Genomic DNA, 6,736 nt, shown 5'->3' with positions numbered 1-6,736 from the left:
TGCCGGCGGCCCGTCTCGAGCCTGGAGAGGTGGGCCGGGGAGAGCCCCGCCCGACGGGCCGCGACCTCCAGGGTGAGGCCGCGGTTGCGGCGCAGGTCCCGCAGCCGGGGGGCGACACCCGGGACCTCGTCGACCGCCACTCCTTCAGGGTTCATGCCCCCATTGAGCCAAAATCTTTCCTCCGGGGCAAATCTCTTACCCGTGAGGCAAAAACCCGCCGGAACGGCCGGGCCGGTTCAGCGGTTGGCGACGGCCTGCTTCACCAGGGTCCTGCCGAAGTCCCACATCAGCCCGCCCCCGCTGTGCGCGTCGTCCATGACGGCCGTGAAGGCCCTCACGAAGCGGTCCACCTCCGGCTCGCCGATGATCAGCGGCGGGATCAGTTTGATCACTTCCAGGTGGTCGCCGGACACCTGCGTCAGGATCCGGTGCCTCTGCAGCAGCGGCACGACCACCATCTGCGCGAACAGCCCCTTGCGGGCGGCCTGGAGCATGGTCCAGCGGCTGCGCAGCTTCAGCGACGTGGGCCGGCCGAACTCGATGCCGATCATCAGCCCCCGGCCGCGCACCTCGTGCAGCAGTTCGTAACGGTCGACGAGCGCGGCGAGCCGCTCACGCAGCAGGTCCCCGGTGCGGCGGGCGTTCGCGACGGTCTCCTCGTCCTCCATCACCGCGAGCACCGCGAGTCCCGCCGCCATGGCCTGGGCGTTGGAACCGAAGCTCGCCGAGTGGACGAGGACGCGGTCCATGGAGGAGTAGACCCGCTTGAAGACCGCTTCCCTGCCGAGCGTCGCGCCGACCGGGACGTACCCGCCGGAGAGCGCCTTGGCCACACAGACCAGGTCCGGCTCGACGCCCTCCTCGTGCTGGAAGGCGTAGAAGTCGCCGGTCCGTCCGAGGCCGGTCTGCACCTCGTCGGCGATGAGCAGCGCCTTGTGCCGGTGGAGCAGCTCCTGGGCCGCCCGGAGGAATCCGGGCGGCGCCGCGTGGACGCCCTTGCCCTGGATCGGTTCCACGATCAGGGCGGCCACGTCACCGCGCTTCAGCTCGCGCCGCAGGGCGTCGAGGTCGCCGAGGGGGATCGCGGTGTCGGGCAGGAGCGGGGCGAAGCCGTCGCGGAAGCCGTCCTCACCGTTGACCGAGAGCGAACCGGTCGTCAGCCCGTGGAAGGCGTGGGCGCAGTAGAGGATCCGCGGCTTCCCGGTGGCGAACCGGGCGAATTTCAGCGCCGTCTCGACCGCCTCGGTGCCGCTGTTCCCGAAGAACACCCGGTCCAGGTGCGGTGTGTGCGCCAGCAGCTTCTCGGCCAGCAGCCCGGGCAGCGGCTGGCAGTCGAAACGGGTGAGGTCGGCCAGCGAGGCGTCCAGGACGTCGTGCAGCGCCTGGCGTACGACGGGATGGTGCCGCCCGAGCCCCATCACCCCGAAGCCGGCCAGCATGTCGAGGTAGTCGTTGCCGTCCGCGTCGAAGAAGTACGCGCCCTGCGCCCGCTCGTAGACCTTGTCGAAGCCGATGGTGCGGAGCATGCGCGGCAGTTGGTGGTTGAGATGCCGGGCGTGCAGTTCGTAGCGCTCGTCGCCTCGCTCCGCCAGGAGCTTCGCCAGGTCGAAGCCCCCCGGCCCGTTGTCCTTCATCTCCCGCTCTCCTTCGGCATGGTCCGCCCCCCCCTGTTCCCGGCCCCCTGGGCCGCCCCGTGGCGCGGGGGCCGGGCGCGCCCGCCGCGCCCGGCCCCCGCCTCCCGTCACATCACTTGCTCGGCACGATCGTCTCCCGTGCCGCCCGCAGCGACTCTTTCAGGGACGCCGTGGTGGCGAGTACGGCCGTCGGCTCGTAGCCGCAGTGCGCCATGCAGTTGGCGCAGCGCGGGTCCTTGCCCCGGCCGTACTTCTCCCAGTCGGTCTCCTCGATGAGCTGCCGGTAGGTGGGGACGTATCCGTCACTCATCAGGTAGCAGGGCCGTTGCCAGCCGAAGAGCGAGTAGTTCGGAATCGCCCAGGCCGTGCACGGGAAGTCCGCCTTGCCCTCCAGGAAGTCCAGGAAGAGCGGCGAGTGGTTGAGCCTCCAGCGGGCCCGGTTGCCGCCCGCGAAGGCCTTCTTGAAGAGTTCACGGGTCTGTTCGACGCCCAGGAAGTGCTCCTGGTCGGGCGCCTTCTCGTAGGCGTAGGCGGGCGAGATCATCATCTCGTCCACCTTGAGTTCGTCGTTGAGGTAGTTGAGGACCTCGATGACGGTCTGCGGGGTGTCGGTGTTGAAGAAGGTGGAGTTGGTGGTGACCCGGAAGCCGCGCCGCTTGGCCTCCTTCATCGCCGCCACGGCCTCGTCGAAGACGCCTTCCTTGGCGACGGACTCGTCGTGCCGCTCCCGCAGCCCGTCGATGTGCACCGCGAAGGCGAAGTAGGGCGAGGGGGTGAACTTGTCCAGCTTCTTGCGCATCAGCATGGCGTTGGTGCAGAGGAAGACGTATTTCTTCTTGGCCACCAACTGACGCACGATCTCGTCGATCTGCGGATGCATCAGCGGCTCGCCGCCGGCGATCGACACCATCGGGGCACCTGATTCGAGCACCGCCCCGACCGCCTGGGCGACGGGCATGCGCTGCTTGAGCACACCGGCCGGATGCTGGATCTTCCCGCAGCCCTCGCACGCCAGGTTGCAGGCGAACAAGGGCTCCAGCTCGACGATCAACGGGAACTTGTCCCGCTTGCGGAGCTTCTGTTCGAAGAGATACGTCGCAACCTTGATGGTCTGACGGAGTGGCATGGCCATCTGGGCTCACCTCCTGGGGAGCAGCAAAGATCGGTGCCATTCATGAAAAGCCGGAAGGACAGCACGGAGAACGCGGAATGCCGATATTCCACCGCGGACCGTGCCGATGCGGACGAGCTCGTGCTCTGGAGCGTCCACGACCACCCGTACGGCCGCAACCGGGCGCGGGCCCGTGCGGACGGCGGTGCGGAGTGTGGCGGCGGACTCCATGTCCACCGCGATGGCGCCGGTCGCCCGGAGGCCGGCGCGTTCGGTCCCCCGGACGACGTGGTCGGAGCCGGTCACCGGACCGGTGTGGACGGTACGTCCGGGCACCGCCCTGACCAGGGCGTCCACCAGCGCGCCGGTGCCCGTGCAGGGGGTGGTGCCACCGTGGTCCCTGGTCTCCTCGGCGACCACGACGTCCCCGGGGTGCATCCCGGGGCCGAGGCCGGCGCAGAAACCGGAGGCCAGGACCGCGGCGTTACGGGAGCCGTCCCGGGCGAGGGCCCGCCGGACCGCGGTCTCGGCGGCCCGGGGGCCCATCCCGGTCCGGACGACGGTGACCGGCCCCGAGGCGCCACCCGCCCGGCCCGTGCGCAGGGCGAACAGCTCGATGCCCAGCGCACAGGCGATGACCAGCGGCGGGGCGGCCGGCGGCCTACGGGGATCGGCCATCGGGTCAGGCCCCCTTGCCGGCGGTCGCCGGTGCCGCGGGGGCGAACGGTTCACCGTGCACGTACCGTCCGAGCGCGGTGAGGGGGAAGACCTGACGGTAGAGGTGGTAGTTGATGGAGAAGTCCCAGGGGAAGCCGGTCCCGGTGAAGTACGGCTCGTCCCAGGACCCGTCGGCCTGCTGGGTCTCGGCCAGCCAGGTGATGCCCCGCTGCACCGCCCTGCTCTCCCGCTCCCCGGCGGCGAGCAGCGCCAGGAGCGCCCACGCGGTCTGCGAGGCGGTGGAGGAGCCGTGGCCGATCCACTTCTCCTCCCGGTAGGAGCGCAGGTCCTCGCCCCAGCCCCCGTCGTCGTTCTGGACGGACACCAGCCAGTCGACGGCCCGGCGGACCGACGGGTGGCTCGCGGGGAGTCCGGCGGCGATCAACGCGGGTACCACGGAGCCCGTGCCGTAGATGTAGTTGACGCCCCACCGGCCGAACCACGCCCCGCTCTCCTCCTGTTCGTCCAGCAGCCACCGGACGCCCCGCCGGGTACGCGGGTCGGCCGCCCGCCCCTCGACGGCGAGCATCTCCACCACGTGTCCGGTGACGTCGGCGGACGGCGGGTCGATGACCTCGCCGAAGTCGCAGAACGGCAGCCGGTTGGGAAAGGGGCTGGTGTTGTCGGCGTCGAAGGCGCCCCAGGCCCCGTTGCGGGACTGCATGCCGAGGTTCCAGCGCACCCCGCGTTCGATCGCGGCGTCGACCCGGGGCTGGTCCGGGTGACGGACCCGGCGCAGCGCGAGCACCACCTCGGCGGTGTCGTCGATGTCGGGGTAGTTGTCGTTGTGGAACTCGAACGCCCAGCCGCCGGGCGCCAGTCGCGGCTTGCGTACGGACCAGTCGCCGGGCCGTACGATCTCCTCACCGAGCATCCAGTCCGCCGCCCTCACCAGGGCGGGGTGGTCGGCGGGCAGCCCGGCGTCGGCGAGCGCGATGGTGGCGAGGCAGGTGTCCCAGACCGGCGACTGGCAGGCCTCGACCATCCGCGAACCGTCCTCACGCCAGACGGTGAAACGGTCGAGCGAGGCGAGCCCCTCCCGCATCACCGGGTGGTCGAGGTCGTAGCCGAGCAGGTGGAGCGCGATGATCGAGTACACGGCGGGGGGCTGGATTCCGCCCCAGCAGCCGTCGTTCTCCTGCCGCTCGATGATCCACCGGGCCGCCTCGTTCATCGCCATGCGGCGCAGGGGGCGGGGGGCGACCTTGTGGTAGGCGTGCAGCGCCTTGTCGAGCCGCTGGAAGACGCCGTCCCAGCTGGCGACCGGGGCGAGCGGCCGGGGCGGGTTCGGGTGCTCGGGGTCGGTGTGCAGCTCGTCGAGCGTGAAGGGCGCGGGGCGTACGGGCCGCTTCGCGGAGACGATGGTGAGCGGCACGATGGTCTGCCGGGCCCAGCAGCCGAAGTCGTAGATGTTGAGCGGCACCCACGAGGGGAAGAACATCAGCTCCGGCGGGAGTTCCGGCAGGTCGTCCCACTTCCACCAGCCGAAGAGCGCCAGCCAGATCCGGGTGAAGACCCGGGAGGCCGCGATGCCGCCCTGTTCCCTGACCCAGCCGGCCGCGCGGATCATGTGCGGGTCGTCCGGCCGGTCCCCGGCCAGCCGGAGGGCGACGTACGCCTCGATGGTGGCGGAGAGGTCGGCCGGTCCTTCGTGGAAGGTGTTCCAGGTGCCGTCGCCGAGCTGCTCGCCCCGGATGAAGCGGGCTGCCGCCTGGACGGTGGCCGGGTCCTGGATACCGAGGAACTGACGGAGCAGCAGGTCCTCGGCGTCCATGGTGACGTTGGTGGCGAGGTCCCCCTTCCACCAGCCCTGCTCGTCCTGCCTGCCGAGGAGGTGCTCCACCGAGCGCTCCGCGGCCTTCCGCGCGGCGGCGAGGACGTCGTCCGTGTCAATGGTCGGTTCGATCGGATCGCCGAACGGGACCGCGCGAAGGTTCGCGGCCCCGGTGCTTCCGTCGGTCGTCGCTGTCATGGCTTCCCCTTCGTGCAGTTGATCCTCTGCTGTGCTGGGGTCTCCGTCGGCGGGCGCCCCAGGGGCACCCGCCGGCGACGCGCGTCATATCTGAATGGTCATCATCTCTTTCGTACGACGACGAAGTCGGCGAGCGCGGTGAGCTGCGCCCGCACCGGTACCGGCATGTCGACACCGTGCAGCGCCTCGATGGCCACCGCATGCTGACGACGGGCTTCCTGGGCGGTCCACTCGCGGCCGCCCGCCTCCTCGATGAGCGCCGCGCGAGCGGCGAACTCCTCTTCGGAGAAGCTGTCGAAGTCGCTGCTCTTGGCGTCCGCGGCGAGCAGCTCGCCGAGGCGCTCGGAGGCCGGTCCGCCCGCGGCGAGCGCGGCGACGACCGGCAGGGACTTCTTGCGCTGACGCAGATCGCTCCAGGTCTGCTTGCCCGTGGACTCCGGGTCGCCCCAGATGCCCAGCAGGTCGTCGACGGCCTGGAAGGCGAGGCCGAGGTGGTAGCCGTACGCCTCCAGGACGTCGGCCGTACGGTCGTCGGCGCCGCCGAGCACGGCCCCGATGGAGACGGCGCAGGCGAGCAGGGCGCCCGTCTTGTTGCCCTCCATCTCCAGGCACTCCTCGACGGTGACCCGCTCGCGGTGCTCGTAGGAGATGTCCTGGGCCTGCCCGTCGATGAGCTTGCGGGTGGCGGTGGTCAGCCGGCGGGCCGCCCGGCCCGCCTCGGCGGTGCCGAGCTCGAGCAGGACCTCGTTGGCCAGGGCGAAGAGGGCGTCGCCGACGAGGATGGCCTGGGCCGGTCCGTGCACCTTCCATACGGTGTCGCGGTGGCGGCGCTGTTCGTCGCCGTCCATCAGGTCGTCGTGCAGCAGCGAGAAGTTGTGCACGAGTTCGACGGCGACCGCGCCGGGGATCCCGGCCTCGGCCGGGGCGCCCGCCGCCTCGGCGGACAGCAGCGACAGTGCCGGGCGCACGGCCTTTCCGCCGTCTCCGTCGGCGGGGCGGCCGTCGGCGTCGATCCAGCCGAAGTGGTAGGCGGCGACGGTGTCCATGGGCGGCGCCAGCCGGTCCACCGCGGCTCGCAGCACCGGCGCTGACAGGGCCCTGCCGCGCTCCAGAAGCGCGGTGACGTCCGTGGTGTCATCCACGGTGTCGAAAGCCGGGTTCGCCGGGGTCACAGACTCTCCTCTTGTTCCGGTGGTACTGCTCATGCCGCCTCCTGCAGCGGATGTCGGTGGGGCCTGCCGAGGACGTGGAGCGACGCGTCCGCTGCGGCGAAACCACTGCGGACGGCGCCCTCCATCGTGG

The 6,736-nt window shown here is 71.0% G+C and carries 6 protein-coding genes; all 6 read right to left on the bottom strand.

From position 1 onward, the window contains the following. Positions 1–155: helix-turn-helix domain-containing protein (locus IH13_RS0128670; RefSeq protein WP_158791369.1), on the bottom strand; the 155-nt coding region annotated here is incomplete at its 3' end. A gap of 81 nt (positions 156–236) precedes the next feature. After that, positions 237–1,634 (bottom strand): aspartate aminotransferase family protein, encoded by a 1,398-nt coding sequence (locus IH13_RS0128665; protein ID WP_031088909.1) that lies wholly within the window; start codon positions 1,632–1,634, stop codon positions 237–239. Positions 1,635–1,746: 112 nt separating this feature from the next. Then, the gene (gene hpnH, locus IH13_RS0128660; protein ID WP_031088908.1) at positions 1,747–2,766 is read right to left on the bottom strand and encodes an adenosyl-hopene transferase HpnH; all 1,020 of its coding nucleotides are present in this window, start codon (positions 2,764–2,766) and stop codon (positions 1,747–1,749) included. A gap of 6 nt (positions 2,767–2,772) precedes the next feature. Beyond that, positions 2,773–3,423: a 5'-methylthioadenosine/S-adenosylhomocysteine nucleosidase family protein gene (locus IH13_RS0128655; protein ID WP_031088907.1), complete on the bottom strand. Its 651-nt coding sequence runs from the start codon at positions 3,421–3,423 to the stop codon at positions 2,773–2,775. A gap of 4 nt (positions 3,424–3,427) precedes the next feature. Continuing rightward, a complete protein-coding gene (gene shc / locus IH13_RS0128650; RefSeq protein ID WP_031088906.1) occupies positions 3,428–5,434 on the bottom strand; it encodes a squalene--hopene cyclase in 2,007 nt (668 codons plus the stop codon). A gap of 101 nt (positions 5,435–5,535) precedes the next feature. Beyond that, complete coding sequence (locus IH13_RS0128645) at positions 5,536–6,639, bottom strand: polyprenyl synthetase family protein (RefSeq protein WP_199814872.1); 1,104 nt, start codon at positions 6,637–6,639, stop codon at positions 5,536–5,538. Positions 6,640–6,736 lie beyond the last annotated feature (97 nt).

This window comes from Streptomyces sp. NRRL WC-3549 (assembly GCF_000721935.1).
In the GTDB taxonomy this organism is placed as follows: domain Bacteria; phylum Actinomycetota; class Actinomycetes; order Streptomycetales; family Streptomycetaceae; genus Streptomyces.
Note: the sequence above shows the minus strand (reverse complement) of the source record. Positions and strands in the feature narration are given on the sequence as shown.

Coding starts and splice junctions, on each gene's coding strand:
- IH13_RS0128665 (WP_031088909.1), bottom strand. CDS start 1,634: ATGAAGGACAACGGGCCGGGGGGCTTCGACCTGGCGAAGCTCCTGGCG.
- hpnH (WP_031088908.1), bottom strand. CDS start 2,766: ATGGCCATGCCACTCCGTCAGACCATCAAGGTTGCGACGTATCTCTTC.
- IH13_RS0128655 (WP_031088907.1), bottom strand. CDS start 3,423: ATGGCCGATCCCCGTAGGCCGCCGGCCGCCCCGCCGCTGGTCATCGCC.
- shc (WP_031088906.1), bottom strand. CDS start 5,434: ATGACAGCGACGACCGACGGAAGCACCGGGGCCGCGAACCTTCGCGCG.
- IH13_RS0128645 (WP_199814872.1), bottom strand. CDS start 6,639: ATGAGCAGTACCACCGGAACAAGAGGAGAGTCTGTGACCCCGGCGAAC.